Below are 26,674 nucleotides of genomic sequence, written 5' to 3'. Positions count from 1 at the left end.
GCGGCTACCCCCGGCGCGGCAGCGGCTCCGGGCGGCGGGGCACCCAGCAGCGGACGCGCGAGCGGTAGCGCTCGAAGTCGGCTCCGAAGCGGGCGGCGAGGTCCGCCTCCTCCAGCGGGCGCACGGCCTGGTTCCAGACGACGGCGCCGAGGAGCGCGTACAGCACGACCAGCCACGACGAGAGCAGCAGCCCGACCGCCGCTCCCTGCACGATGCCGGCGACCGCCATCGGGTTGCGGACCCAGCGGTAGGGGCCGGCGATCACCAGCCGGTTGGTCATCGCGATCGGCAGCGGCGTGCCGTCGCCGAGGAGCGACATCGTGAGCCCCGACCAGATCCCGAGCGCGCTCGCCGCGACCAGCAGCAGGACGCCGACGCCGACGACCGCGGGCGGTGCCGCTCCGAGGCTCACGCCCCAGCGCTCCTCCAGCGCGGCGATCACCAGCGGGACGACGACCAGCGCGCCTCCCCAGAACACCACGATCTGCCCGAGGGTCGCGGCGAGGTGCGAGCCGGGCCGGTGGCCCGCGGTCGCGACGCGGAAGGAGAAGGGACCGGAGGCGATCCAGCGCGTGGGCACCCGGCCGAGCAGGAGCAGGCACGCCGCGACGACGGAGCCGCCCGCCGCGGTGAGCATCGCGACGACGCCCCAGCCCGCCTCCCCCGTCAGGGTGGCCCAGACGGTCAGCGCGACCGCGACGAGGAGCGTCCAGGCCGTCGCGGTGACGGCCGCCCAGCGGATCCCGGCGGCGGCGAGAGCGGAGGCGCCGACGAACAGCGGGAGGTCGAGTGCCGCGACAGGGACGGGATCGAGGCTGCCGAGCGTCGCGATCCGCACCGCGGGGACGAGCGCCACGGCGACCCACCAGGCCGCTCCGCCGAGCGCCTGCACGGCGAAGTAGAGGCGTCCCCAGGGCATGGCTGCACGGTACTTCATAGCTGAACCCAAGGAACGACCCAGGGCGTTGACGGGCTCAGCGCCCTAGGCTCGGAACCAGTTCCCGCCGCCTCCACGAGAAGCGGCCCACCACGACGCCAAGGACGACGCCGATGAACCGCACGACCGTGATCACCGCACTCGCCTGCGGGCTCCTCCTCACCGCCGCCGCAGCCACTCCCGCTGTCGCCGCGACCTCGGACACCGCCGGGGACTCCACCCGCTCCGTCGACGAGTTCGGCGTTCTCGCCGCGACCGACGGCGACACGCTGCTGATCAACGGGCGCGCCTTCCTCCTCGAGTAGGTCCTCCCCGCCGGGCACGGCCGCGAGGACGCCACTCGCGGCGCCGGCCTCCTGATCCGCCGCTGCGTCGACGTCGACGCCGCCGCGGCCGTATTCCTGGTGACGACGGTGCACGGCTTCTCGGGGCCCGAGATCCTGCCCGCCTACCGCGAGGCGCTGCGGCATCCGCGCACCGCGCACCTGGTGTCGATCTCGGACAGCGACCGCTCCCCCGAGCTCGACTACGCGGCGACGGTGCACCACGGGATCGACGTGGACGGCTTCCCCGCCGGATCCGGAGGCGAGGACCTCGTGATCCTCGGCCGGATCCACCCCGACAAGGGCACGGCGGAGGCGGTCCGGATCGCCGCCGCGGCCGGGCGCCGGCTCCTGATCTGCGTCATCGTCCAGGACGAGCGCTACTGGCGCGAGGAGGTCGAGCCGCTCGTCGACGGGACGCGCGTCGTCTACCGCGGCTCGGTCGGGCCGGAGGAGCGGGCCCTCGTGCTCGGCGGGGCGCTCGCGCTCCTGCATCCGATCGGCTTCGACGAGCCGTTCGGCCTCTCCGTCGTCGAGGCGATGGCGTGCGGGACGCCGGTGATCGCGTACCGCCGCGGATCCATGAGCGAGATCATCGACGAGGGCGTCACCGGGTTCGCGGTGGGCTCCGCGGCGGAGGCGGTCGCCGCGGTCGAACGGGTCGGACTCCTCGACCGCGCGTCCGTCCGGGAGACGGCGCGCCGCCGCTTCGCCGTGGACCGGATGGTCGACGAGTACCTCGCGGTGTACGCGGGAGTGCTGGGGCGCTGACGCGGGCGTCACGTCGGCATCGGATGCTCGCGTGACTCCCGGCCCTCTGCACCGAGTCGCCCGAGAAGGCTCGTTCTCGACGCGGAGAACGAGCCCTCCCGGGCGACTGAGCGATGCTGATAGGAAGAGGCCGTGCCTCGACCTCATCTCTTCGTCACCCGCGGAAGCCTCCTCCACTTCGCCTGCGACGCGTGGCTCCTGCCGACGGACCGCTTCCTCTCGTTCACCGACTTCTGGCGCGGGGTCCCGCAGCTGGAGGATCGCGCACGCGCCGTACTGACTCCGGAGTTCTCGGACGGCCGACAGGCGGCACTGCCGCTCGCGCCGCGCGACGGCGAGCCCACTCCCGTCCTCACCGCCGTCCCCGATCGCGCCGTGCACGACGCCGAGGACAGCGAAGGACTCGCCGACATCGCCCGCCGCCTCCGAACCTTCGTCGAGGTCGCCGCGCGGACGGCGACGAGGGATCGGCGCACGAGGCGGCCGCTGCCGCTCCTGGCCGTGCCGCTCTTCGCGACGGCGGGAGGAGGATCAGGGACCCTCCGCGACGCCGTGCTCGCCCAGCAGCTCCGCGTGCTGCGGGAGGCCGCCGAGGCGTTCCGGGTCGACATCGCGATCGTCACCCTCCGCGCCGACGTCCACGCCTTCGCCCAGTCCAGGCGACGACTCGATCCCGCGACGTCCTGGCCCGAGCTGGAGGCTCCGGCCCTCGAGGAGGCGCAGAGCCTCGCCGAGCGCGCCCGTCGCCGCCGGCTCGTGCCCTTCCTCGGTGCCGGGACCAGCGTCAGCGCCGGCGGCCCCTCCTGGGACGGACTGCTCGAGGAGCTCGGCCGCGAGATCGGACTCGACTCCGAGACGTCCGCGGTCCTCAGCGGGAAGAACGTGCTCGACCAGGCGTCCTACCTCGCGACGCTCTTCGACGAGGAGAAGCCCGGACGGTTCGCCGAGGCCGTCGCCCGTGAGATCGGATCCCTCGAGCGGTACGGTCTCGCGCCGGCGCTCCTCACCGCGATCGACTCCGAGCAGGCCATCACGCTCAACTACGACCGCCTCTTCGAGACGGCGTCCGAGGACGCGGGCGTCCCCCGCGCCGTCATCCCCGGCGACCACGAGGGCGACCACGAGCGCTGGCTGCTCAAGCTCCACGGCACCGTCGACGACCCGTCCTCGATCGTCCTCACCCGCGATGACTACCTCGGCTTCGATTCCTCCCGCCGCGCCCTCTCCTCGATCGTGAAGGCCACCCTCGCGACCCGGCACCTGCTCTTCGTCGGCTTCGGCCTCACCGACGACCACTTCCACGAGATCGTCCATGACGTCCGCCGCGCGTTCCCCTCCTCCGCCTCGGGAACGCTCGCGACCGCCCTCACCCTCTTCGCGGATCCGCTCGACGAGCGCCTCTGGCAGGGGAGGCTGCGGCTCGTGCCGATGCTGCCGGCGCCCCGCGATCCGTCCCGCGTCGGCGAGGCCGCCCGCGTCCTCGAGATCTTCCTCGACGCCCTGGCCGCCTTCGCGACGGACGCCCACTCGTACCTCCTCGCGCGGGGGCACGAGAGCGCGATGACGGCCGCAGAGCTGCGGCTGCGGGAGCGGTTGACCGGGCTGCTCCGGGAGGCGACGGCGGAGGAACGGGCGACCGGAGCGTGGCAGGAGGTCGCGGGGATGAGTGAGCGGTTGGGTGGGGACGGGCGCTAGCTCGGACAGCGCTCGTCGCTCGAGGGCCGAGCGGCCGAGCCGGCGGTCGTCGGCGAGTCCTGCGCGAATGGACGAAGGACCAGCGGATCGACTGATCGCGGGCGAGAGGTCACCGACCTCCCGCCCGGCACCGCTCAGACGGCGTCGTGGAGCTCGACGTTGTCCTGATACTCGAAGTGCGTCTGGACACGATCCGAGACGTCGATGTTCTGCAGCTTGCTGGACGCTGGGATGAAGCCCACCAGACCAGCTGCCGTCTCACCGGCCTGAGCCGTCCGGTAGACGAACTTGAGGATCGCGTCGTTGCGGGAGTGGTAGCCGTAGACCGCTTCGTCGACCGAGGCGGTCAACGAGTCCCAGTTGCTCTTCGCACCGATCGCGGTGCCGAGGAGATGTGCGGCCTGGATCCGCGGCCCTCCGGGCTTCGTGCCCATGGACTGCGCGGCGACGACCATCGCCCTCGCTCCCAGACTGTGACCGATGAGCACGTACGACTTCGCGTTCGTGCGTGCAAGGAGATCACCGATGATCACGCCGGTCTTGTCGGCGCGGTTCTTCGCGACGTGCCAGGGGTTCCTCGCGAGGTCCGAGGCGATCATCGCCGGCCCGGCGACGCCTCCGAGAAGCTTCGCCCCCGCCTTGTGCCCGAGCGCCGCCGCTCCTCTGAGCAGCCCCATGGCGACACCCTTGCCTGCTGCGCCCAGGGCGAGATCCGTCAGATCCCGCAACTCCTTCGACCCCCATCGGACGCGGTAGACGGGCGAGTCCGGGTAGCGGGAGTCGACGATCGACTTCCACTTGCCCCATCGGTCTCCCTCACCGTCGGTGAGGAATCCGTTAGCGACGACCACGGGGACGCCGCCCGTTCCCGGACGGAGCAGCTCGATCTGGAACGACTTGTCCTCGCTCAGGTAGGCGTTCGCGACCGATGCCCCGAGGACACCTCCCACCGCCGCTCCGACGGCCGTCACGACCGCCGTGCCGCCGGCCATGCCGAGCCCGCCCGCTGCGAGGGTGCCGCCGCCGAGCAGCGCAAGTCCGTGTGAGCTCGCCGCTGCGCCGGTGAATCCGCCGAAGACGCCGAGCGAGCCGATCGCGCCGCCGATGGCGGGAGCGGCGAGGAGAGCGACCGGCGCCGCCATCGCGAGGACAGCGATGCCGCCCACGATGATCTTGGAGGTCGCGTCGAGGTCGGGCTTCTCGTATTCGAGGAAGGCCTCGTAGTCGTGCAGCTCGCCGAAGGTCCCCTGGGCCTTCTCGAAGCCCGGGATCTCGTGCTTGTGCTCGGCGCAGAACTGGGGGACGCGCAGAGCGCCGCGCTCGCGCACCGCCATGTTGCCGCAGCCCACAGCCACGCACGGGAGCGTCGCGGATCCGCAGCCCTGGCAGACGTAGACGGGAAGCTGCCCCGCGGGACGGTTCGACTTCCGGTGCTCGGTGTTGAAGAAGCACGACGAGCACCATCCGTGCTGGACGTCCAGCAGCGAGACGTCGTCTGCGACGTCCGCGATCCACTGCGCCGTCTTCGCGTACGTCTCGGCCACTTTCTGTGCGGTCCGCCGCTCCTGCTCCACCTGCTGGAGAGCGGCCTTCTGCTCGGCCGGATCCGAATGCGCGAGAGCCTCGGCATTGGACGTCATCCGGGCGCGGTACCAGGTCTTGGCGTACGCCCACATGTTGCTGCGCAGTGCAGGATTGCTCTCGAGAACGCCACCGCTCTCCGTCACCGGCTCGAGATCGGTGAATTCCCCCGCAAGGGAGAGAGTCGCCCCCTGATCCGAGACCACATCCACTCGGAGACGGGTTCCTTCGACGACATAGGCGTGCAGTGAGCCGGGCATGGGTTGATCGTGCCATACCGGTCGAGGTCCGGTTCGCTGCGGAAGGGCTGTCGCTTCCTTTTCGATCGGTCGCCGTCCCGTTGGATTCTCCGCGCTCATCGCGTCGGACTCTCCCCCATACCAAGACCGGAGCAGACGGACTCGAAGACGGTCAGTGACACCCCCTCTTCTCCCGGCGCGAGAAGGGAGCCGATGCGGTGAAAGTCGGTACCGTCCGACAGACTCACCGGAACGACGAAGGGGACGAAGTGCAGTTCACGATCAACGGCGCCACCTACGAACTCACACGGGAACAAGTCGAGAGCACCCTCGCCCGTACCGCGCCGGCCGAGGTGAGCACGTACTCCGTCGAGGTGAGCGGCAGCCGCTTCCCCGTGAAACAGGTGATCTCCGAGGTCACCGGTCTGCAGAGGAGCGAGTTCACCTCCGGCCAGGCACAGCGGGTCCTCACAGGGCTCGGATTCCTGGTGCTCAGCACTGCTCCGGGAGCTCGAGGGCGCATCTCCGGTTCCACGCGGTCCTTCGACGGCGTCGAGTGGGGGCTCGCCGCATCCGAGCACGGTTACGAGGAAGCGTCCTCGGGCAAGCTGCATCTCCCAGGATGTGCTCACGGCGTGACGACTCCGATCCGCATCTGGGCTCAGGACGAAGTGCTGAAGGCCTGGGGTGCTGCGCCGGATGTCGATCTCAGGACGCTGACGCGACCGGGATGGTGCTCGGACTGCGCGGCCATAAGAGGAACGACCGACCCCGGCGTTCCAGCGGAGCAACCGGAGACGTCCGGACGGACGGGCCGGGCGGAGCGGACGGCGATCGCGCAGGCCGCCCGGGTCGTCCTCGACGGTGGTCTCCGACGCCAGGCCTCCGCGTTCGACGGCCGGACGGTGACCTGGACCGCTGATACTGCGGCGGCACTCCGGCGAGCGATCGAGACACCCGGGTCGACCGGCACTTTCCGTGAGCGGATCGCCGAGCAGATGACTGATCAGCCGAGGGCGGTCGTCCTGCTCGCCGCTGAGCTCTGCTTCCTGCAGCGCCTCCCCCTCATCAACATCCGGGCGCAGACGAAGCTCGCTCTTCTGCAGGAGATCCTCGACGTGCTGCCCGATCGCCCCCGGGTCCCTGATGTGATCGTCGACGCCCTCGACACTCGCGGCGTCTTCAACGGCGGTCAGGGGTTCAACCAGCAGATCGCACAGCATCTCCTCTGGTTGTGCGATTTCGTCCGGCAGTGGGACGCCCTCGCGTCCGACGATCGCGAAGCCGCGCTCGGCGATCCCTGGCTCTTCCGCGACCGCACGCTCGACATACAGGGTGATGCTCCACCGATCCGGAGCTCTCTGCTCGCTCTGGCCTGGCCGAGCTGCTTCGAAGCAATCGTCTCCGTCGCGCAGAAGCACGCGATCCGCGACGCCTTCGCGGGAGCGCTCCCGACGGTGACGGACGACGTCGACCGCGATCTGCTCGCTCTGCGGGACAGCCTCGACCCGAGCGGCGAGCTCGACATCGCCTGCTACTCGCCACCGTGGGACGCGGAATGGTGGCTTGCGGCACCGCCGACCGAGCATCGCGGCTGGGCCGTACCCTCGGCCGCTCCCGGCGCGCCACTCGCCCTCCCAGGCCCCCACGTCACGCTCCCGCCGGATGGCGGTCGAAGCGGCATCCGCGACGAAGCGCTCCGTTCATGGAGAGACTGGCCGACGTCCGGGGCCGGTCCGCGACCGCTCATCACCGATCTCCTCACCGAGGTGGATTCGGCTGCGCAGTTCCTCGTGACGATGGCGGCCGGCGACCAGGTCTTCGTCGACGGCTCCGACGACGTGCACTGGGGCGTCATCGGAGAACTCGATTCCCGAGGACGACGCGGCGTCGACTGGCGAACGCCGGTCTCGAGGTCGGAGATACCGAACGCCGTCCTCGACGTCCTGTCCGGCAGCGCTCCGATCACCGACGTCGGCTTCCTGATATCGCCGCCGATCGCACCGACGCCCGCACCTCCGCTGTCCGGCCCCCTCCGCCTCCCCCGCAGCACGCCCGAACTCGCGGGTCGCCTGCATTACGACTCACTGTGGCTGAACGAGGTGCTGGGTCTCCTCGAGGAGCGTCGCCAAGCGATCTTCTTCGGGCCTCCCGGAACGGGCAAGACCTATCTCGCCCGTGCTCTCGCCGACTTCATCGCGCCGAAGGGCGCGGTCCGCATCGTCCAGTTCCATCCCTCCTACTCCTATGAGGACTTCTTCGAGGGGTTCCGGCCGACGGTCGATGAGAAGGGGTCCGCGAGTTTCCGACTCGCACCGGGGCCGGTACGTCTTCTCGCTGCTGCGGCGGCGGCGAACCCGACAGTGCCGCATGTGCTGATCATCGACGAGATCAACCGGGCGAACATCGCGAAGGTGTTCGGCGAGCTCTACCTGCTCCTCGAATACCGCGACGCCGGGGTCTCACTGCAGTACTCGCCGGAGGAGGACTTCCGTCTGCCCGAGAATCTCTTCGTCATCGGAACGATGAACACGGCAGACCGCTCGATCTCCCTGGTGGACGCGGCGATCAGGAGGCGGTTCTCGTTCGTCGAGCTGCACCCCGCAGAGGAGCCGGTACTCGGCCTGATCGAGCGATGGTCGAAGGCACAGCACCATGAGATCAGCCGAAGTGCTCTGCTGAGGCAGCTCAACGAGCGGATCGGCGACCTCGACCGCGATTTCCAGATCGGCCCGTCCTACCTCATGGGCGCTTCTGCCCGCACGGACTCCGGATTGGCGAGGATCTGGGAGTACGACATCCTTCCGCTGCTCGACGAGCACTACTACGGACGCTTGTCTCGCGCGGAGGTCCGGGCGACGTTCGGTCTCAGCGCTCTCGAGCCCGGTGCTGTCGCGGATCCGGACGAAGCGGTCGACGACGCTCCGGCCGGATGACCCGCGTCGAGTTCGACGAGAACGGCGGCTGGACGGCGGTCTCGTTCGACCCTGAGGTCATCGGTCGCGTATGCAGCGCAGGGCTGCTCGAATCCCGCATGACAGCGTCAGGCGCCGAGGTGAAGCCTCAGCTCAACAGGATCGGGGCGATTCGGATCGATGGCGACGAGGTCGTCGTCCGTCCGAAGGCCGCCTTCTCCTCGGTGCTCTTCATGCTGGGGTACGCGGCGGACCCGGGCTTCCGACCGGAAGAGGTCTCCGGCGACGGCAGGGAGATCTTCCCCGCGGTCGCCGAGACGTACGCGCGCATCGCGGAACGTGCACTCGGGCACGGCCTCCTGCAGGGGTACCGACGGTACGACGAGAGCGCCATGACGGTGCGCGGGCGGGTCCGGTTCTCCGACCAGATGTCGCGCCGCGGCGGACGACTCCTCCCGATCGAGCTGACGGTCGACGACTACTCGGCCGACATCGTCGAGAACCGGATCCTGCGTGCGGCCGGCCGGCTGCTGCTCGCCGTGCCCCGCGTGTCGCCGGACGTCCGGCGGCGCCTGGCGCACCTCGACTCGAGACTGTCGGAGGCAGCCCTCCTGCGGCCAGGGACGATGACACCGTCGTGGCAGCCGTCGCGGCTGAACCAGCGCTATCAGCCCGCCCTGCGCTTCGCCGAACTCGTGCTCGCACGCATCACGCCCACCACGACGAACGGCGGCCACACCGTCGCCTCCTTCGTCGTCAATATGGCGGAGGCGTTCGAGGCATTCGTGACCACGACTCTGAGCAGCGCTCTCTCAGGGGTCTCGCGGGGCGTCAGTATCGGTCAGTTCCCCGCTCATCTCGATCTCGAACGACGCCAGCCGATCCGACCCGACTTCGTCCACGTCGCCGGCGGCCGACCAGTGGTCGTCATCGATGCCAAGTACAAACTCGGGCCACCGAGGGTCGAGGACCTCTACCAGATGCTGGCCTACTGCACAGTGCTCGGGCTGGCTGAAGGGACGCTCGTCTACGTCTCGAGCGCCGGAGACCCGAGTGATCGGACAGCGACGGTGAAAGGCTCCGGTGTCGTGGTTCGGACGGTGCGGATCGACGTCACGAGGCCGCCCGCCGAGATGCTCGCTCAGCTGGACGACATCGGTCGAGCGGCTGCCAGGCGGGCAGGGATCAATACTTCTTCCGGCCTCTGAACTCCGCGCCTCGTCTTAGGGCCGCCTGCTCCATCGGACGACTCAGCCCAGACGGCCCGCCGCCTCAATCCCGCCCCGCACCCCACTCCCCCAGCAGCTCCCGCTCCCGCTCCTCCCCCAGCCCGGCTCCGCGTCCCGGCACGTGCGCGGCCGCCGCGTCCCGCAGCGTCTCGGCGAGGTCGCGGCGCTCGAAGCCCGCGGCCTCCGCCCGTGCCGTCGAGCGGGCGTTCATGCCGCGCCAGTCCGAATCCGCGATCCACAGCGGGAGCGAGCCGGGGCCCGCCCACTGGCCGACGCCGCGCTCGAGCAGCCACTCCTTCGGCACGGCGACCGGCTCGGCGGACGACCCGCCGCGCGCCGCGGCCAAGTGCTCGCCGAACGGCACGGGGGTCCCGCAGACGTTCATCACGCCCGCCAGCCGCGCCTCGGCGGACGCCGCCAGCCAGGCGGCGAGGTCCCGCACGTCGACCACGGACGTCGGCAGTCCGGGCGCATCCGGCACCAGCACGGGGCCGGACCGCGCGCTGAAGCGCCAGGGCCAGTAGGAGGAGCGGCTCGTCGGGTCGCCGGGGCCGCCGATCAGGCCGGCGCGCGCGATCAGGGACGGCGCGGATCCGGCCAGCACGGCCTGCTCGCAGGCGGCCTTCGCGGCGCCGTACGAGGCGAGGTCGTCGGAAGGAGAGAGCAGCTCGGCGTCCTCGTCCGCGCCGACGACCGCGTTCTCGGCGTAGACGCTCGTGGTCGAGACGAGGACGTAGGCGCTGCAGCGCAGGTCGCGGACGGATCGGCGGACGTGCTGCGGGGTCGAGGAGACGTCGATCACCGTGTCCCACGATGCCGCAGCCACGGCGTCGAGAGCGTCGTCGCGGTCGCGGTCGGCCCGGACGAGGGACGCCCCCGCGGGCACGGCCGTCCCGCGCACGAGGCAGGTCACGTCATGGCCGCGCCGCAGCGCCTCCTTCGCGAGGTGCCCGCCGAGCCAGCCCGTGCCTCCGAGGATCAGCGTTCTCATCCCCGCATGCTCGCACGGGCCTCCTCCCGCGAGGCCCGTTGAGGCGCGCGAGATGGTTCCGACAACGCTGTAACAGCTGCATTCTCGGGCGACTCGACGCAGTGGGCGCCGAGCGAGCGACTCAGCGACAAAGGCCCCCTCCACGAGCCCCCGCACACCCGGCCACCCGAGCCCGCCCGCGTCCTCTGTCCGGAATCACGCGGCCGGCTCGGGCGCCCGAGCGGCTCACACGACGACGAAGGCGTCCAGGATCAGCGAGTTGCCCGTGGAGGCGGCGTTGCGCTTGCTGCCGCGGCGGATGGTGATGGTGTGCTCGCCGGCCCTGAGGGTGCTGCTGGTGAACACGGTGCGGGCCGAGCGGTTCGTGGCGCTGTAGCGGTCGACGGAGGCGACGAGCACGCCGTCGATCAGGACCTCGTTGATGCCGGAGGTCGGGGTGATCCGGCTCACCCAGCTGACCTTCGTGCCCCGGAAGCGGAGGGTCGCCGAGGCCGTGGAGGTGCTGGAGTACGAGATGCTGCCGCCGCTGTCGGCGGTGCTCGAGAGCGTCGCCCAGGTGCCGACGGTCGCGATGACGGCGGCTCCGTTCTGGTACGTCCCCGCCGCCGGCAGCGTCGAGGTCGGGGTGGGCGTGGACGTGGCCGTCGGGGTCTCGGTCGGAGTCGGCGTGTCGGTGGGCGTCGGCGTGTCCGTCGGCGTCGGCGTGCTGGTCGGAGACGCCGTCGCGGTGGGGGTGGGCGTCGACGTGGAGACGGTCCCCGCGGTCACGACGAAGGCGTCGAGGATCAGCGTGGATCCGGTGGACGCCGGGTTGCGCGTCGTCCCGCGGCGGATCGTGACCGTGTGGGTGCCGGCGGCGATCGGCCCGCTCGTCCAGACCGTCTGACCCGAGCGGGTCGTGGGGCTGTAGCGGTCGACGGTGGCGACGAGGACGCCGTCGAGCAGCACCTCGTTGATGCCGGAGGTCGCCGTCATCCGGCTCACCCAGCTGACGCCCGTGCCCGAGAAGCGGAAGCTCGCGGACGCTCCGGCCGAGCTGGAGTAGCTGATGCTCCCACCGCTGTCGGCGGAGGAGGAGATCGTGCTCCAGGTGCCCGCCGTCGTGATGAGCGGCGAGGAGTTCTGGTAGGTGCCCTCGCCGGGGATCGACGAGGCGGGCTCGTCGGGCAGCGGAACGACCGGCTGCTCTGCGAGCCAGCGGTCGAACGTGTCGAGCATGTCCTTGTTCGTCAGGCTCGGCACGTTGTGGCCGTTCGGAGCGCCCTCGGTCGGCGTGTAGAGGACCACCGCCTCCTTCGCGACGGGCTTCGCGAGCGCGACCCACGCCCCTCCGTGCACGGCGATCGGGACGAGGACGTCCTCCGTCGAGCCGGTCGTGCGGATCCGCGCCCCCGCCCACGAGGCCTGCGGCAGCAGCGCGGGGTCGGTCGCCGGGATCGTCGAGGGGTCGTTGTCGTAGTCCGGCAGGACGCGCCCCGGGTCGCGCCGGGCCATGTCGGCCATGTCGTAGACGCCGGCCGCGTGGTACGCGCCGCGGATCTCGGGGACCAGCTTGTTGCCGTACGCCCAGCAGAGCAGTGCGCCACCGCCGGAGTTCGAGCGGAGGAAGCTCGCCCCGATCCGCCACGTCTTCTGGAACCAGGCGACCGCGTCCACCTGCATGGCGACGGCCCGCTTGTTCGTGTAGATGCTGCCGCCGTAGTTGGGGCAGATCGAGATGACGCCCTTGTCGACGGCCTGGTCGGCGCTGTACTGGTAGGCGCCGGACAGGGCCGCGTAGGTGCTCCCGTTGGCGTGGTAGTACCAGTAGACGACCCGGCCGATCCGCTGCGAGGGGACCGCGGTGTGCGGGACGAAGAGCCGCGCGCGGTCGGTGCCGATCATCACGTCGATGATCTGGTACGGCTTCTTCCCCACGCGCGAGATCGCCGTGTCGCTGCGGCCGAGCTCGTTGGGCAGCGGCGGGATCACGCTGTAGTCGGGCGCCGCGGACGCGGTCATCGCGTAGGCGAAGGCGGATCCGACGCCGAGGGCGGCTCCGGTGAGGACGAGACGGCGGCTGTGGCGCGCAGGAGAGGACATGGGATCCCGACGTGGAGAGGGCTGCTCGGTCGGCGGAGCCTGACCGGAAGGTGTGAGGGGGGGTGCTGCGGTCCGGATCGAACCACCGTGGAGGGGGCGCGGTGCGGTCCTTCGGGGGACCGTGCGGGCGGGCAGGCGCGAATGCATCCTCCCGCGTCCGCCGCGCGACCACTAGACCCACTTCAGGGACACCCGCGGCGGCGCTCCCACCTGGCGTCGAGCAGCGGAGCGATCCGGAGAAGGTCCTGGTGAGAGCGCTATCTCGCGCCACTGCTCCGGAGATGCCCGCCACGGGAGCGGAACCGCATCGTGTCGGTGGCGGAACTCCGGGGTCCCGCGGGGCCGGCACGGATCCAGGCCGCCCTGAGCCCGGCGCGAGGGCCGTGCGCACGTCAACACTCTCGCGGGGGACCCCCGGATAGGTCGCGTTTTCTGGACACCACCTGAGCGCTGGTTCAGCGCTCGCTCTCCCCCTTCTGCGTGCCCACCGGATCGGGGGCCCGTCGTCCGCCGCCCACGTCCCGTCTCAGGGGGACAGGGCGCCTCCGAGCCGCGACCTATCGTGATCCCGCTCCATCCGGAAGGCCCGGCGAGGCGCCCCGGGGGGAGGTCGATCCGTGTCGAACGCGCATGCCCGGCCGAGCCACGACCGCTCGATCGCCCTCGGCCTCGTCCTGCTCCTGCTCGCCGCCGTCCTCGTGGTTCTGCCGGCGACGAGAGCTGCGGCGGCCACGGTCCTGCTCCAGGAGGGCTTCGGCGGCACCAGCGTCGCGGACTCGGCCTGGCAGGCGCTCGACGGGGGCTGCATCACCCGGGCGACGACCGCACCCCCGGCCGGGTCCTCGAACCTCGGCGTCTGCGCCAACCGGACTCAAGCCCCCGTCGCCGCGACGAGTCCGGGCTTCCTCCAGCTCACCGATGCCCGCAACGACGCCAAGGGCGGCGCGGTCTTCAACCGGCCCATTCCTGCCGCGGGCGGCATCGACGTCCAGTTCGACCAGTACCAGTACGGAAGCTCGCTGACCGGGGCCGACGGCATCGGCTTCTTCCTCACCGACGGCTCGAGGTCCCTCACCGCGGCGGGAGCTCCGGGCGGATCGCTCGGCTACGGCCAGTCGGCGACCGTCGACGGGGTGAACGGCGGCTACCTCGGGATCGGAATCGACGCCTTCGGGAACTTCTCGGCCAGGCCCCCCGCCGCGCCTACCCTCGGCCTCGGCTCCGACTGCCCCTCGAACTCCGGGTCGGCGCTCCTCACGGCGAACAAGATCGTGGCGCGCGGACCCGGGCAGGCCAAGAGCGGATACTGCTTCCTCCAGTCGGCCTCGCCTCCCCTGCTGACGTCGGTCCGCACGACGGCCACGACATCGACGGGCGCTCCGCCCGCGTCCTACGGGCGCACGATACGGATCATGGTCTCGGCTGCCGCCACTCCCGTCGTCACGGTCTACTGGGGAGGGACAGCGGGTCTGCCCGCCGGGCAGCTCGATCAGCTGATGCAGTTCACGATGCCGACCGCAGCGCCCTCGACCTACAAGCTCGGCTTCACGGCGTCCACCGGTGGATCGAACGACACCCACCTCGTCCGCAACGTCTCCGTCTCGTCCATCAACACTCTCGACGACATCACTCTGGTCAAGCAGATCGACCGCACCACCACGCAGCCCGTCGCCTACGCCGAGGGATCCGTCATCCCTTACCAGTTCGTCGTCACGAACGGGTCTATCCGGGGCACGCTCACCGGCATCGTCGTCACGGACCCGAAGGCCGCGAGCATCTCCTGTCCGACGACGACCCTGCTCCCGCTCGCCTCCACCATCTGCACGGGATCCCATACGGTCACGGCCGCCGAAGCGGTGGCCGGCTCGTTCGTCAACACGGCGACCGCCGCAGCGACGAAGACGGAGACGATCTCGAACGTCGTGACAACGACCCCCGTCACGAGCAGGACCGCCACCGCCACCGCCCCCATCGCCACCCCGGCTCCCGCTCTGACCCTCACCAAGACCGCCCTGCTCACCGACACGAACGGCAACGCCCAGGCCGACCCGGGCGAGCAGATCCGCTACTCGTTCCTCGCCCGCAACTCCGGCACCGTCACCCTGCAGGACGTGGCGATCACGGACCAGAAGGTCACCGGCATCACGCCCGCCTCGACTCAGCTCGCCCCCGGAGCGAGCGCCACCTTCTCGTCGGCGCCGTACACGGTCCTTCAGACCGACATCGACAAGAACACGTCGCTCGTCAACACGGCGACCGTCTCCGGCCGCACCCTGGCCGCCACGCCCGCGACGGTCACCGCGACCTCCACGGCCACCACGCCGATCCGCTACGCGCCCTCGATCTCGCTGACGAAGAACGGCACGATCCCGCCCGGGGCCGCCGTGGGCTCGACCGTCACCTACAGCTTCACCGCCACCAACACGGGCAACACCGGGCTGAGCGCCGTCGCGGTCACCGACCCCAAGAGCGGGCTCTCCGCGCTCGCCTACTCCTGGCCGGGGATCGCCGGGCGCCTCGAGATCGGCCAGTCGGTCACCGCGACCGCGTCGTACACGCTCACGCAGGCCGACGTCGACGCGGGCCAGGTCCTCAACACCGCGACCGCGACCGGCACCCCTCCGACGGGCGCCGCCGTCACGGCCACCGCCTCGCGGACGGTGACGATCACCCGCACGAACGACCTCGCGCTCGCCAAGACCGCGAACCCCGCCTTCATCAGCGCCGCCGGCACCGTGGTGACCTATACCTTCCGCGCGACCAACACCGGCACCACCACCCTCACCGCGGTCGCGATCAGCGACCCCAAGAGCGGGCTCTCCGCTCTCACTTACTCCTGGCCGGGCACTTCCGGACGACTGCTGCCCGGCCAGGTCGTCACCGCGACCGCCGCCTACACGACCACCGCCGCCGACGTCACCGCCGGCACGATCGCCAACACCGCCACGGCGACGGCGACCGGCCCGACCGGCGGGGCGTTCACCCGCACGGCCTCGGTGAGCATCTCGGTGGTCCCCGATCCGGCGGCCGACGCCGCGACGGTCGTGCAGGGCGGATCGGTCGTGATCGACGTGCTTGCGAACGACGGGCCCGCCGCGACCGGAGCGACCTTCTCGCGCGCGCAGCTCTCGGCGACCCCGAAGGCGATCGGAGGCGCGGCGACCCCCGCCCCCGCCACTCCCGTGCAGGGGTCCGTCTCCTGCGTCGCGAGCGGAGCGACCCGCGGCCAGTGCACCTACCGCCCGATCGCCGCCTTCGTCGGCACCGACGTCTTCGACTACTCCCTCTCGGGCCAGTACGGCACCTGGAACGTGCGGGTCACGGTCACCGTCACCGCGCTGAACCGCGCGCCGGTCGCCCGGCCCGACCGCGTGGTCGCGACCACCGGCGGCCCCGCCGTCACCGTCGCTCCGCTCGCGAACGACACCGACGAGGACGCGGGCACGACCCTCGCCCTGGCCGGCACGAGCGTCTCGGCCGGGCTGCGCGGCACCTTCTCCTGCTCCGGATCCACGTGCACCTACACGCCCGCGGCCGACGGCTGGACCGGGAGCGCGACGATCGCGTACACGGTCACGGACGGCGCGCTCACGGCGGGCGGCACGATCACGGTGTGGGTCGATCCCGCTCCCCTCGTCCGGCGCGGATTCTCCGACACCGGCACGACGAGCGGAGCGGTCGGGCTCGGCGCCTGGACCAGCTCCTCCGTGGTCGCCACGCCCGTCGCGAGCTGCACGGCCGGTCGGCCGAGCACCCTCGTGAGCTGGTCGGCCGCCGCCGGAGCGACCGGCTGGACCCTCGAGCGCCGCCTCGCGGGGACGACGCCCGGCCCGTGGACCGTGATCGCGGCACCCGCCGCCTCCGCGACGAGCTTCACCGACGACCGGGTCGGTGAGGGCCGCAGCTACCAGTGGCGGGTCCGCCCGGACCTGCAGCGCTGGCTCGGAGTCGCGTCCGCCGCCTCGACCGCCGTCGCCCAGCCGGCCGTCACCACCGCCGGAGGCTGCTGATGCCTCCCCGCCGACACCCCTCTCGTCCTGCACGTGTCCTCGTGAGGGAGACCACGCCCGCACCGGGCACCACCCACCAGAAAGGAACGGTCGCCATGACCACCACAGCACCCACCCGTCGCAGCCCCTGGAAGAAGATCGCCCTCACCGGCGGCGTCCTCCTCGCCGCGGGAGCCCTCGCCGGCGCCGGCGCCTTCGCCGTGTTCACCGACTCCGGGACCGCCAGCGTCACCGCGGACGCCGGACAGCTCGACATCAACCTCGACGGCACCTTCATCGTGACGGACATCGCGCCCGGAGACACCATCCAGCGCCCGGTGACGATCGTCCTGCCGAACGCCACCAACGACGGCGACCTCGTCTCGTCGGTGCGCTTCTCGCAGGCCGTCACCAACGACGTCGTGGGATCCGACACCACCGACCAGAACCGTGTCGGCCAGTCTCTCGTCTCCGGCCCGAACGGCCTCGACTACCGCCTGCTGACCTGCTCCACCGCATGGACGACCGCCCCCACCACGACTCCGGCGGGCCCGTACTCCTGCAGCGGGACCACCACGGTCACCGGATCCGGCAAGCTGTCGTCCATCGGCGGCCAGGCCGGCGCGGTCGACTTCACCCCGGCGAACTTCGGCATCACCCCCACCACGACCGGGACCTTCCCCTCGGACGCCGGTGACGTGACGCTGAACACGCTGATCGAGCTCGTCCTGCCGACCGCGGCCGACAACACGTACGAGAACGCCTCCGCCACGGTCACCTTCACCGCCGCCGCGATCCAGCGCGCCGGCATCCAGAAGTAGACCGTCCCCCACCGCCTCCGCCCTGCCCGGCCGCCACCGGCGCGGGGCGGAGGCATCCCCCTTTCCTCCCGGAGTCGTCCCCATGCCCCACGCCCGTGCGCTCGTCGCCGTCCTCGCGGTGGTGCTCCTCGCGCCCGCGGCGAGCGCCGAGCCCGTCGGCGTGCTCGACGTGCGCGAGCTCTCGGCGCCCGGATCCCTCACCGACCTCGCTCCGGGCGACCGCGCCGAGTGGGCGGTCGAGGTGACCAGCACCGGCCTGTCGCCGCAGGGGGTCTCCGTGGCCTTCGCGGTCGACGGAGGGACGCTGGCGCAGGACCCGCGCGACGGCCTCCAGCTGTCCGTCGAGCTCTGCGACTCGGCGTTCACCGTCGCCGAGGTCGTCGACGGGGGGCGCACGGTCGAGCGCTACCTCTGCCCGGAGGACGCGATGCCGCTCGGATCCGGGCCCGCGGCGACGCTCGGCCGGCTCGACGGCGTGCGTCCGCTCGAGCGCGGGGCCACCGTGGGCGTGCGCGTCCGCGTCCTGTTCCCGGAGTCGGCCGGCAACGGGACCGAGCTCGCGGCGGCGTCGCTGCGGGTGCTCGTGGGCACGACGGAGGAGGATCCCTCCGCGACGCCCGGCCCCGGCTCCTTCCCCGGAGCGGCGGGCGGCGGGCTGGCCGTCACCGGCCGCGATCTGGGCGCTGCGCTCCTGGGCGGGATGCTCGCCCTCGGCTCGGGCACCCTGCTCGCCGCGGCGGCGCGCCGTCGTCACCGGAGGGAGCAGGCGTGAAGGCCCTCCGCGCTCTCCTCGGCGGCCTGGTCACGATCGTGGCCGTCGCCGGCATCGCCGTCTTCGTCCTCTCCGCGCTCGGTCTCGTGCGGCTCGTGCCGGTGCTGTCGAACTCGATGGCGCCCGGGATGCCCGTCGGCTCCCTCGCCGTCACCCTGCCCGTCGACCAGGCCGCGATCCGCGCCGGTGACGTGATCGTCTTCACCGACCCGGACGATCCGGGCCGCCGCGTCATCCACCGCGTCACCCTCGTCTACTCCGAGGAGGAGGCGGCGGCACTCCGCGGCCGCGAGCCCGGCCAGCTGGCGCTCACCACCAAGGGCGACAACAACGAGTCGGCCGACCCGTGGATCGTGACGATCGCGGACGAGCGGATCTGGCGCGAGAGCTCGGTGGTGCCGCTGCTGGGCTGGCCGAGCATCGGCCTCGCCCACCCGGAGGCGCGGTTCGCGCTCTTCGCCGCGGGCGGCGCGGTCATCGTGGGCGCGCTCCTGATCGCCATCTGGCGCCGCCCCGCGGAGGTCGCCCCGTGAGCGGCGCGCACCGCTCGTCGGACGGCACGCCGCCCCCGGAGCCCCTGCGTCCGCCCGCTGAGCACGGACGGCACAGCGCCCGGCCGTCCTCCCGCGACCGCGGAGCCCCGCGCCACTCCCCCGAGGTCCGCCGCCGCGTGGTCTCCCGCGCCGGCCTGGCGGGACTCGTCGCCGGCGCGCTCGTCCTCGGCGCCGCCGCCACCGCCACCGCCGTGCTCCTGGACCGGGGCTCCGTGAGCGCGCGGGTCGCCTCCGGCACCGTCATCGCGACGTTCACCGGCACCGGAGCGACGACCGTGCCGGTCCCCGTCGCGGGACTCGTCCCCGGCGGCACGGCCCGGCGCCTCCTCGACTTGACGAACGCCGGGACCCTGCCGATGTCGGCCCTCCAACTGCAGACGGCCACCGGCACCGACCTCTCGGACGGCCTGCAGCTCGCGATCGAGCGCTGCTCGCTGTCCTGGTCGGCCGATGCCGCGACCTGCCCCGGCACCGTCACCACCGTGTCGGCCGACCGCCCCGCCGCCTCCCGCCTCGACCTGCCCGGCTCCCCCGCCCTCGCCGTCGGAGCGACCGACCACCTCCGCTTGACCGTGCGCCTCTCGGAGTCCGCGCCGTCCGCCGCGCAGAGCACTTCCGCGACGCTGACCGTCACCGTCGTCGGCGTGCAGCGTCCGGGCCGCCAGCTGTAGGCGCGGCGGGCCCACGCCTCGGCGGCACCACCGCCGCGCCGTCCACTCTCGCGTCAGCGCTGAGGCGCCCGAGACGGTCGTCGACACGCCGGAGCGGGCGACCGTCTCGGGCGACTGAGTGGGGCCGCGGAGTACTCAGTGGTGCGGCGCTACTCGCGCAGGGCCGCCACGGCGTCGTGGAAGCTCGGCACGTCGGAGAGCACGCCCTCGGGGCCCAGCACCGTCCAGGTCGTGCCCGTGCGGATCAGGACGCCCAGCTCCTCGGCGGGCCGGCGGCGGGTGCGGCGCAGCTCGAGCACGAAGACTCCGGGACGCGCCTCTCTGATCTCGGGAGTGCGCCGGTCGGGCAGCATCACGAGTCCTCCCCGAGGGTCAGCGGTAGACGCTCCACTCCTTCTTCACGATCCGGCGCTCCTCGCCGTCGACCGCGACGATCCACTCGCCGTCCTTCTTGGCCACGACCCGCCCGCGCAGGTACTGCGGCTCCCAGCCGTCGGCCTTGTTGACCCACTTCACGAACCGCGCGAACCGCCCCGGTGCCACGTCGTCTCTGGACATTTCTCGACTCCCCTCGTCGTCACCGGCACGTCCATCGCCCTCCGTCAGGAGAGCACCTCGCCCAGCGCGAGGGGGACCTCTCCTGTGAGGTCTCGAAGCCGGTTCACCGACGGTAGAACGCGCTGCCAGAAGTGGACGAGACCGTTGACTGATCGACGATCGTCTGGCAGTGGGGTCAGGATGCGGCAGCGGAATCAGGAGTCGAACAGCACGTGCGGCCGTCCGGCGTCGACGATGACGCGGGCGCGCACCCCGTAGACGTCCGCGATCAGCGCCGGAGTGAGCACCTCCTCCGGGGTGCCGCCCGCGACCACGCGCCCCTCGCGCAGCACCAGCAGCGCGTCGCAGAACAGGGCCGCGAGGTTGAGGTCGTGCAGCGCGACGACCGTGGTCACCGGCAGCGCCCGCACTAGGGCCAGCAGCTCCAGCTGATGGCGGATGTCGAGGTGGTTGGTCGGCTCGTCCAGCAGCAGCTCGCGCGGCTCCTGCGCCAGCGCCCGGGCGATGTGCGCGCGCTGCCGCTCGCCGCCCGAGAGGGTGTGCCAGAGGTGGTCGGCCTTCGCCTCGAGACCCACCTGCTCGAGGGCGCGCTCGATCGCGCGCAGGTCCTCGGCCGAGTCTCCGCCCAGAAGGGAGCGGTGCGGTGTCCGCCCCAGCCGGACGACGTCGCGGACGGGGAGGTCCGCCTCCGTCTCGGCCTGCTGCGTCACCGTGGCCACGGCCCGGGCGACCTCGCGGCGGCGGAGCGAGCGGAGCGGCGCGCCGTCGAGGGTGACGACGCCGGCGTCCGGAGCCGCGGTGCCCTGCAGCAGCCGCAGCAGCGACGACTTGCCCGAGCCGTTGGGCCCGAGCAGTCCCACTGTCGAGCCGGGAGCGGGGCGGAGCGAGACCCCGTCGACCACCAGGCGGCCGCCCCGGCGCCACGAGACCCGGTCGGCCTCGAGCGTCACGAGCGGCCCCTCCGCCGCAGGAGCAGCAGCATGAACACCGGCACGCCGACGAGTGCCGTGCCGACCCCCACCGGCAGCGGAGTCGGCGCGAACGCCACCCGCGATCCGGCGTCGACCCACACCAGGAACACCGCGCCGAGCAGGATCGTCGCGGGGATCACCCGCGAGTGCCGCTGGCCGAACACGAGTCGCGCGGCGTGCGGCAGCACCAGCCCCACGAAGCCGATCGCGCCGGCGATGCTCACCAGGGTCGCCGTCAGCAGGGCCGTCACCACCAGCAGGAGGAGGCGGGTGCGGCTCACGTGCACGCCGAGCGACGCGGCCACGTCCTCCCCGAAAGCGAACGCGTCGAGCGTGCGCGCCGCGGCGAGGCAGACCACGGAGCCGAGCAGCACGACTCCTCCGCTCAGCGCCACGTCGTCCCAGCGCATGCCCTCGAGGGAGCCGAGCAGCCAGAACATCACGCCGCGCGTCTCGTCCGAGTCGGCGAGAGCGAACACGATCAGCGAGGTCAGCGCCGAGAACAGCTGGGTGCTCGCCACCCCCGCCAGGATCACGCCCGAGGTGCCGCCCGCCGAGAACCGCGTGAGCAGCAGCACGAAGCCGAAGGCGACCAGCGCGCCGACGAAGGCGCCTCCGGAGAGCCCGACCACTCCTCCGCCCACCCCGAGCACGCCGACGAGCACCGCGCCCGTGGACGCTCCGGAGGAGACGCCCAGCACGAACGGGTCGGCGAGCGGATTGCGCAGCAGCGACTGCAGGATCACTCCGCACACGCCGAGCCCCGCCCCGCAGGCCGCGGCCACGAGTGCGCGCGGGAGGCGCTCCTGCCAGACGATCGCGTCCTCGGCCGCACGCACCGGGACGGAGGCGAGCCCGAGGTGGTTGAGGAGGATGTCGCGGACGTTCACGAGCGAGACGTCGGCCGGGCCGAGCGTCACCGCGACGCCGACCGAGAGCGCCAGCGCGAGCAGCCCGCCGACGACCAGCGCAGCGGCGGCCAGACCCCGCGGCACCCGGCGGACGAGGACCGTGCTCGTGCCCGTGCCCGTGCCCGTGCCCGTGCTCAGAGCGAGGCCCCGTTCTCGTCCCACCAGGCGCGGATCTTCTCGAGCCCGTCGACGAAGCGGATCGACGGGTTCATCTCGGCGCCGTGGAGCGCGATGAAGCGGCCGTCCTGCACCGCGGGCAGGCTGCTGGTCAGCGGGTCGGAGCGGAGGAACGCGGTCTTGTCGTCGAGGCGGTCGCCGGGGAAGCGGTCGCGCTGCAGGTCGCCGAGGACCAGGACGTCCGGGTCGGCCGCGACGACGCTCTCCCAGCCGACGGCGGGCCAGTCCTCCGTGCGGTCGGCGAAGACGTTGGTCATGCCGGTCGTGGTGCCGAGCATCGAGGCGAAGTTGTAGCCGCCGGCCATGTAGGGCGTCTTGGTGTCGGCGAACCAGAAGGCGACGCTCCGGCCGCCGAGGTCGACCCCCTCGGTGGCGGCGGCGGCGCGCTCCTGCAGCTGCGCGACCAGGGCGTCGCCGCGCTGCTGCACGTCGAAGACCTCGGCCAGCTCGTGGATCTCCTGGTAGAGGACGTCGACGGTCAGCGGGACGGTGCGCGTGCCGCTCCCGCCGTTGACGCTCGCCCCGTTGTCGCAGTCGGAGGGGGCGAGGTAGGAGCCGATCCCCGTCTCGGCGAGGCGGTCGCGCGAGGCGACGCCCTCGGGCGCGTAGTGCCGGCCGAAGGAGGCCGTGACGAAGTCCGGGTCGGCGCCGAGCAGCACCTCGTAGGTAGGCGCGTTGTCGGCCAGGCGCGGCACGCTCTCGTTCGCGGAGGCGAGGGTCGCGAGCACGGGGTCGGTCCAGGAGGCCGTGCCGACCATCCGGTCCTCGAGGCCGAGGGACAGCAGGATCTCGGTCGAGTTCTGGTCGAGGGAGACGACCCGCTGCGGAGGGGCGGTGACGGTGGTCGTGGTGCCGCAGTCGTCCAGCGTGAGCGGGTACGAGGTCGTGCCCTCCCCCGCGGCGGCCGTGCTCTCGGGCTCGATCTGCTCGGAGGCGCCGCAGCCGGTGAGGGCGAGCAGGGTCAGGGCGGCGAGGGCGAGGGCGGCGGGGCGCCGTCGGTGCGTGGACATGGATCTCCCGTGGTTCGTGGGCGTCGGTCGTCGGCCCGGTTCATCGGCGGGCGGCACCCGCGTCTCGGCGTGGAGCCCGGGTAAGCATAGCCTTACCTCACCTAAGCCCGTCCATCCGCGCCAGTCGATCCGCGCCACCCACCTTCGATCCACCCTCGGTCCCGCCCGCCGGCGACTCCGCAGAAGTCGCCGTGGTCGCGCGCGAGAACGGCGACCTCCGAGTTCTCATGTCACCCAGAAGGCCCGGAACAGCCGAGTAAGCGGACACCTGTCGCGCACCTCGCCTCCGCAGCCCCCAACCAGGTGGACAGCACCCCGGACACGGTTCCCCTGGGGGCGGGAGAGCGCGATCCTGAACACCGACGATCGACGACTCCCGCCCCACCGCCCGCCGACCGTCACGGAAGGAACCCGTTGCCCCGCCACTCCGCCCGCACCGCCCCCTCCGGCCGGTCCGCGCTGGTGCGCAAGGCCGACGCGTCCGGCTACCGGCCCGAGATCGAGGGACTGCGCGCCGTGGCGTCCCTCCTGGTCGCGACCTTCCACATCTGGCTGGGCCGCGTCTCCGGAGGCGTCGACGTCTTCTTCGTGATCGCCGGGTTCCTCACCACCCTCACCCTCCTCGGCCAGATCCGCCGGTTCGGGCGCGTGCGTCCGATCGCCTTCCTCCGGAGGCTCGCCTCGCGGCTCTTCCCGGCGGCCGCGGTGGTGCTGGTCGTCGTCGCGGCGCTCGCTCCGCTCCTCCTGCGCCCCTCGCAGCTGCTGCAGACCTTCACCGAGGTGCTCGCCTCGACCTTCTACGTCGAGAACGTCGCGCTCGCGCGGGCCGGAGTGGACTACCTCGCGCAGGACGACTTCCACTCGCCGGTGCAGAACTTCTGGGCGATGTCGGTGCAGGGGCAGTTCTATCTGGTCTGGCTCGCCCTGGTGCTCGTCGCGACCCTCGCCGCCGTGCTGCTGCGGCGACGCGCGCAGCTGCCGCGGTTCCTGCTGGCGCTCGTCGCGGCGCTCACCGTCCTCTCGTTCGCGTTCGCCGTCGTGCTGGTCGGGATCGACCAGCCGACCGCGTACTACAGCACCCTCGCCCGCTCGTGGGAGTTCGGACTCGGCTCGCTCGCGGCCCTCGTGCTCCCGGGCCTGGCGATCCCGGCGGCCCTGCGGACCGTCGCCGGGTGGCTGGGGCTGATCGGAGTCGTCTCCTGCGGATTCGTGCTCCAGGTCTCGAGCGCGTTCCCCGGCACCGCCGCGCTCTGGCCGACCCTCTCGGCGGTGCTCGTGCTCGTCGCCGGGACCGGCCCCGCCCCGGAGCGCGGCGTCGGCCGACTGCTGGCCCTGCCCCCTCTCGTGTGGCTGGGCGGCCTGAGCTACGGGATCTACCTCTGGCACTGGCCGCTCCTCGTCTTCTGGCGCGAGAGCACCGGCGAGGACCCGACCGCTCCGGCGGGCCTGGGCGTCATCGCCGCCGCGATCCTCCTGGCCGCCGCCTCGAAGCGCTTCCTCGAGGACCCCCTCCACCGCCGCGCCCCCGCCGAGCGCCCGCACCGCCTCCGCGCGCTCGCCCCGGCGGCCCTGCTGGCCGTCGCCGCCCTGGTCGGAGCGACGGGCCTCACCGGAACGAACGCCGCGATCGCCGCCGACCTCACCCGCGCGCACGCCCTCCCCGTCTCGACCGAGGGCTGCGTCGGAGCCGCGGCGCTCGCGAACGCCTGCCCCGACTCCTGGACCACGAGCCTGCCCGCCGTCGACGCCTCGGAGGACGGCTCCGCCCTGAACACCGACGAGTGCAGCACGGGCAACTCCGGCACCGCGCTCAAGGAGTGCCGCTTCGGCGATCCCGCCGGCCTCCGCGTGCTGCTCATCGGCAACTCGCACGCGGCGTCGTTCTTCCCGGCGCTGCGCGGCGTCGCGGAGGAGCGCGGCTGGGATCTGCACACCTACTACAAGACGGGCTGCGTCTTCTCGACCGCGGAGCGGCGCGACGACTCCGCCTCCTCCCGCCGCTCCTGCGACGTCTGGAACGAGAAGCTGCAAAAGGAGCTCGCGGGCCAGGAGCCGTACGCGCTCGTCGTCACCGCCTACTCCGCGAAGAAGTCCGTGTTCGTCGACGCGTCCGGCACCCCCGACGAGCAGGCCGGCATCGACGGGTTCCACGAGTCGTGGGCGCCGCTGATCGCCCGCGGATCCACGGTGGTCGCGATCCGCGACAATCCGGTGCTGCCCTCGCTCTCCCTGCTGGCCTGCGCCGAGGAGCCGGGCTCCGCGGCCGACTGCAGCGTGCCGCTCGACGAGGCCTTCGCCGACCGCGAGCTGATGGCCGCCGCCGCCGAGGACTGGCCGGGCGCCGCCGCCGTCGACCTCACCCGCTGGTTCTGCGACGACCGCGGCTGCCCCCTCGTGATCGGCGGAGTGAAGGTGTACCGCGACCTCGGGCACCTCACCGAGTCCTACGCCCGGACCCTGGCGCCCTACCTCGGCGAGGCGCTGGACCCGCTGGTCGGCTGAGGGCCCTCGCGCTCGCCTCCGGACGCATGCAAGACTGTTTATACGAACAGGGATCGGAGGAGCCGATGGGCCACTCTCACGGCGTTCCGGCCGGCTCCGCCGCCGCACGGCACCGGCGTCCGCTCGTGGCCGCCTTCGTGCTGACCGCGGCGTTCATGGTCGTCGAGTTCGCGGTCGGAGTCGCGACGGGCTCGCTCGCGCTGCTCTCGGACGCCGCGCACATGGGCACCGACGTGCTGGCCCTCGGGATGTCGATCGCCGCGATCTCGCTCGCCGCCCGCCCCGCCGCGAAGGGCCGCACCTACGGCTCCTACCGCCTCGAAGTGCTGGCCGCCCTCGCCAACGGCCTGCTTCTGTTCGCGGTCGCCGCGTTCGTGATCGTCGAGGCCGTCCGCCGCTTCGCCGAGCCGCCCGCGGTGCCCGGCGGCCCCCTCCTGATCACCGCCCTCGTGGGCCTGGCGGTCAACCTCGTGAGCCTGCGCCTGCTGTCGGCCGGGGCGAAGGAGAGCATCACCCTCCGCGGAGCCTCCCTCGAGGTGCTCGGCGACGCGCTCGGCTCGATCGGCGTGATCGTCGCGGCGATCGTGCTGCTCACCACCGGCTGGGCGTGGGCGGATCCGATCGTCGGCGTGCTGATCGGGCTGCTGATCCTTCCCCGCACCTGGTCGCTGACGCGGCAGGCGCTGGGGATCCTGATGGAGTCGGCGCCCGCGCACGTCGACCTCGCAGCGCTCGAGCGCGACGTCTGCGCCGTCCCCGGCGTGCTCGCGCTGCACGACCTGCACGTGTGGACGATCACCTCGGGCATGGAGAGCGCCACCGGCCACGTGGTCGTCGCCCCCGACGCCGACTACCGCACCGCGCTCTCGCGGGTGCTCGCCGTCCTCCGCGAGCGCCACGGCATCGACCACGCGACCATCCAGTGCGAGCCCGAGGCCTTCCCGGAGACGACGCACCGCGTCTGAGCGCGGGGGT

General features: G+C 72.3%; 21 protein-coding genes. 12 read left to right on the top strand and 9 right to left on the bottom strand.

Features of this window, described 5'->3' with window-relative positions; all coding sequences use genetic code 11:
* Window positions 1-4: 4 nt before the first annotated feature.
* The gene (locus C5B93_RS09800; RefSeq protein WP_104292370.1) at window positions 5-919 is read right to left on the bottom strand and encodes a methyltransferase; all 915 of its coding nucleotides are present in this window, start codon (window positions 917-919) and stop codon (window positions 5-7) included.
* 131 nt (window positions 920-1,050) lie between these two features.
* Between C5B93_RS09800 and C5B93_RS09795 the strand changes: the two genes are divergently transcribed.
* From C5B93_RS09795 to C5B93_RS09785, 3 genes are all read left to right on the top strand, one after another.
* A complete protein-coding gene (locus tag C5B93_RS09795) occupies window positions 1,051-1,242 on the top strand; it encodes a hypothetical protein (protein WP_104223384.1) in 192 nt (63 codons plus the stop codon).
* 99 nt (window positions 1,243-1,341) lie between these two features.
* Entirely contained in the window at window positions 1,342-2,031 is a 690-nt protein-coding gene (locus C5B93_RS09790; protein WP_258068190.1) for a glycosyltransferase, read from the top strand.
* Between the two features lie 132 nt (window positions 2,032-2,163).
* Entirely contained in the window at window positions 2,164-3,726 is a 1,563-nt protein-coding gene (locus C5B93_RS09785) for an SIR2 family protein (RefSeq protein WP_104292368.1), read from the top strand.
* Between the two features lie 134 nt (window positions 3,727-3,860).
* Here the strand turns inward: C5B93_RS09785 and C5B93_RS09780 are convergent, their stop codons facing one another.
* Window positions 3,861-5,567 (bottom strand): DUF726 domain-containing protein, encoded by a 1,707-nt coding sequence (locus C5B93_RS09780; RefSeq protein WP_219813638.1) that lies wholly within the window; start codon window positions 5,565-5,567, stop codon window positions 3,861-3,863.
* A gap of 248 nt (window positions 5,568-5,815) precedes the next feature.
* On the opposite strand from C5B93_RS09780, the gene C5B93_RS09775 reads away from it, so the two are divergent.
* Together C5B93_RS09775 and C5B93_RS09770 are read left to right on the top strand one after the other, a co-directional pair.
* Window positions 5,816-8,482, top strand: coding sequence for an AAA family ATPase (locus tag C5B93_RS09775; protein ID WP_104292366.1), 2,667 nt, complete (start codon window positions 5,816-5,818; stop codon window positions 8,480-8,482).
* The gene (locus tag C5B93_RS09770) at window positions 8,479-9,669 is read left to right on the top strand and encodes an McrC family protein (protein WP_104234076.1); all 1,191 of its coding nucleotides are present in this window, start codon (window positions 8,479-8,481) and stop codon (window positions 9,667-9,669) included. Before C5B93_RS09775 ends, C5B93_RS09770 begins: the two co-directional genes overlap by 4 nt.
* A 64-nt stretch (window positions 9,670-9,733) precedes the next feature.
* Here C5B93_RS09770 and C5B93_RS09765 read toward each other — a convergent pair whose 3' ends face one another.
* Both C5B93_RS09765 and C5B93_RS17260 read right to left on the bottom strand, forming a co-directional pair.
* Complete coding sequence (locus tag C5B93_RS09765; RefSeq protein WP_104292365.1) at window positions 9,734-10,681, bottom strand: NAD-dependent epimerase/dehydratase family protein; 948 nt, start codon at window positions 10,679-10,681, stop codon at window positions 9,734-9,736.
* 225 nt (window positions 10,682-10,906) lie between these two features.
* A complete protein-coding gene (locus C5B93_RS17260; RefSeq protein WP_181068375.1) occupies window positions 10,907-12,763 on the bottom strand; it encodes a hypothetical protein in 1,857 nt (618 codons plus the stop codon).
* A 617-nt stretch (window positions 12,764-13,380) separates the two neighbouring features.
* Between C5B93_RS17260 and C5B93_RS09755 the strand changes: the two genes are divergently transcribed.
* From C5B93_RS09755 to C5B93_RS09735, 5 genes are all read left to right on the top strand, one after another.
* Window positions 13,381-16,773, top strand: coding sequence for an Ig-like domain-containing protein (locus C5B93_RS09755; protein WP_104292364.1), 3,393 nt, complete (start codon window positions 13,381-13,383; stop codon window positions 16,771-16,773).
* A 95-nt stretch (window positions 16,774-16,868) separates the two neighbouring features.
* Entirely contained in the window at window positions 16,869-17,573 is a 705-nt protein-coding gene (locus C5B93_RS09750; protein ID WP_104292363.1) for a TasA family protein, read from the top strand.
* Window positions 17,574-17,655: 82 nt separating this feature from the next.
* Window positions 17,656-18,345 (top strand): hypothetical protein, encoded by a 690-nt coding sequence (locus tag C5B93_RS09745; RefSeq protein WP_104292362.1) that lies wholly within the window; start codon window positions 17,656-17,658, stop codon window positions 18,343-18,345.
* Window positions 18,342-18,878: a signal peptidase I gene (locus C5B93_RS09740; RefSeq protein WP_104223395.1), complete on the top strand. Its 537-nt coding sequence runs from the start codon at window positions 18,342-18,344 to the stop codon at window positions 18,876-18,878. Before C5B93_RS09745 ends, C5B93_RS09740 begins: the two co-directional genes overlap by 4 nt.
* Complete coding sequence (locus C5B93_RS09735; protein WP_104260823.1) at window positions 18,875-19,570, top strand: peptidase; 696 nt, start codon at window positions 18,875-18,877, stop codon at window positions 19,568-19,570. The genes C5B93_RS09740 and C5B93_RS09735 overlap by 4 nt, the downstream gene beginning before the upstream one ends.
* Window positions 19,571-19,719: 149 nt before the next feature.
* On the opposite strand, the gene C5B93_RS09730 is transcribed toward C5B93_RS09735, so the two are convergent.
* The 5 genes from C5B93_RS09730 to C5B93_RS09710 form a co-directional block, all read right to left on the bottom strand.
* The gene (locus C5B93_RS09730; RefSeq protein ID WP_104234084.1) at window positions 19,720-19,923 is read right to left on the bottom strand and encodes a hypothetical protein; all 204 of its coding nucleotides are present in this window, start codon (window positions 19,921-19,923) and stop codon (window positions 19,720-19,722) included.
* A gap of 19 nt (window positions 19,924-19,942) precedes the next feature.
* Window positions 19,943-20,128 (bottom strand): hypothetical protein, encoded by a 186-nt coding sequence (locus C5B93_RS09725; RefSeq protein ID WP_104223398.1) that lies wholly within the window; start codon window positions 20,126-20,128, stop codon window positions 19,943-19,945.
* 194 nt (window positions 20,129-20,322) lie between these two features.
* Window positions 20,323-21,078 carry an ABC transporter ATP-binding protein gene (locus C5B93_RS09720; RefSeq protein ID WP_104292361.1) on the bottom strand — a complete coding sequence of 252 codons (756 nt, stop codon included), beginning with the start codon at window positions 21,076-21,078 and terminating at the stop codon, window positions 20,323-20,325.
* Window positions 21,075-22,172, bottom strand: coding sequence for a FecCD family ABC transporter permease (locus C5B93_RS09715; protein ID WP_374953141.1), 1,098 nt, complete (start codon window positions 22,170-22,172; stop codon window positions 21,075-21,077). Before C5B93_RS09715 ends, C5B93_RS09720 begins: the two co-directional genes overlap by 4 nt.
* A complete protein-coding gene (locus tag C5B93_RS09710) occupies window positions 22,145-23,197 on the bottom strand; it encodes an ABC transporter substrate-binding protein (RefSeq protein ID WP_104250405.1) in 1,053 nt (350 codons plus the stop codon). Before C5B93_RS09710 ends, C5B93_RS09715 begins: the two co-directional genes overlap by 28 nt.
* Window positions 23,198-23,611: 414 nt before the next feature.
* On the opposite strand from C5B93_RS09710, the gene C5B93_RS09705 reads away from it, so the two are divergent.
* On the top strand, window positions 23,612-25,699 hold the full coding sequence (locus tag C5B93_RS09705) for an acyltransferase family protein (RefSeq protein WP_146078474.1): 2,088 nt from the start codon (window positions 23,612-23,614) through the stop codon (window positions 25,697-25,699).
* Between the two features lie 65 nt (window positions 25,700-25,764).
* Window positions 25,765-26,664 (top strand): cation diffusion facilitator family transporter, encoded by a 900-nt coding sequence (locus tag C5B93_RS09700; protein ID WP_104292359.1) that lies wholly within the window; start codon window positions 25,765-25,767, stop codon window positions 26,662-26,664.
* The last annotated feature ends 10 nt before the right edge of the window (window positions 26,665-26,674 follow it).

It is taken from the genome of Rathayibacter sp. AY1A2 (genome assembly GCF_002930935.1).
In the GTDB taxonomy this organism is placed as follows: Bacteria; Actinomycetota; Actinomycetes; order Actinomycetales; family Microbacteriaceae; genus Rathayibacter.
The sequence above is the reverse complement of the archived record's forward strand: the minus strand, read 5'-3'. Positions and strand labels throughout refer to the sequence as shown.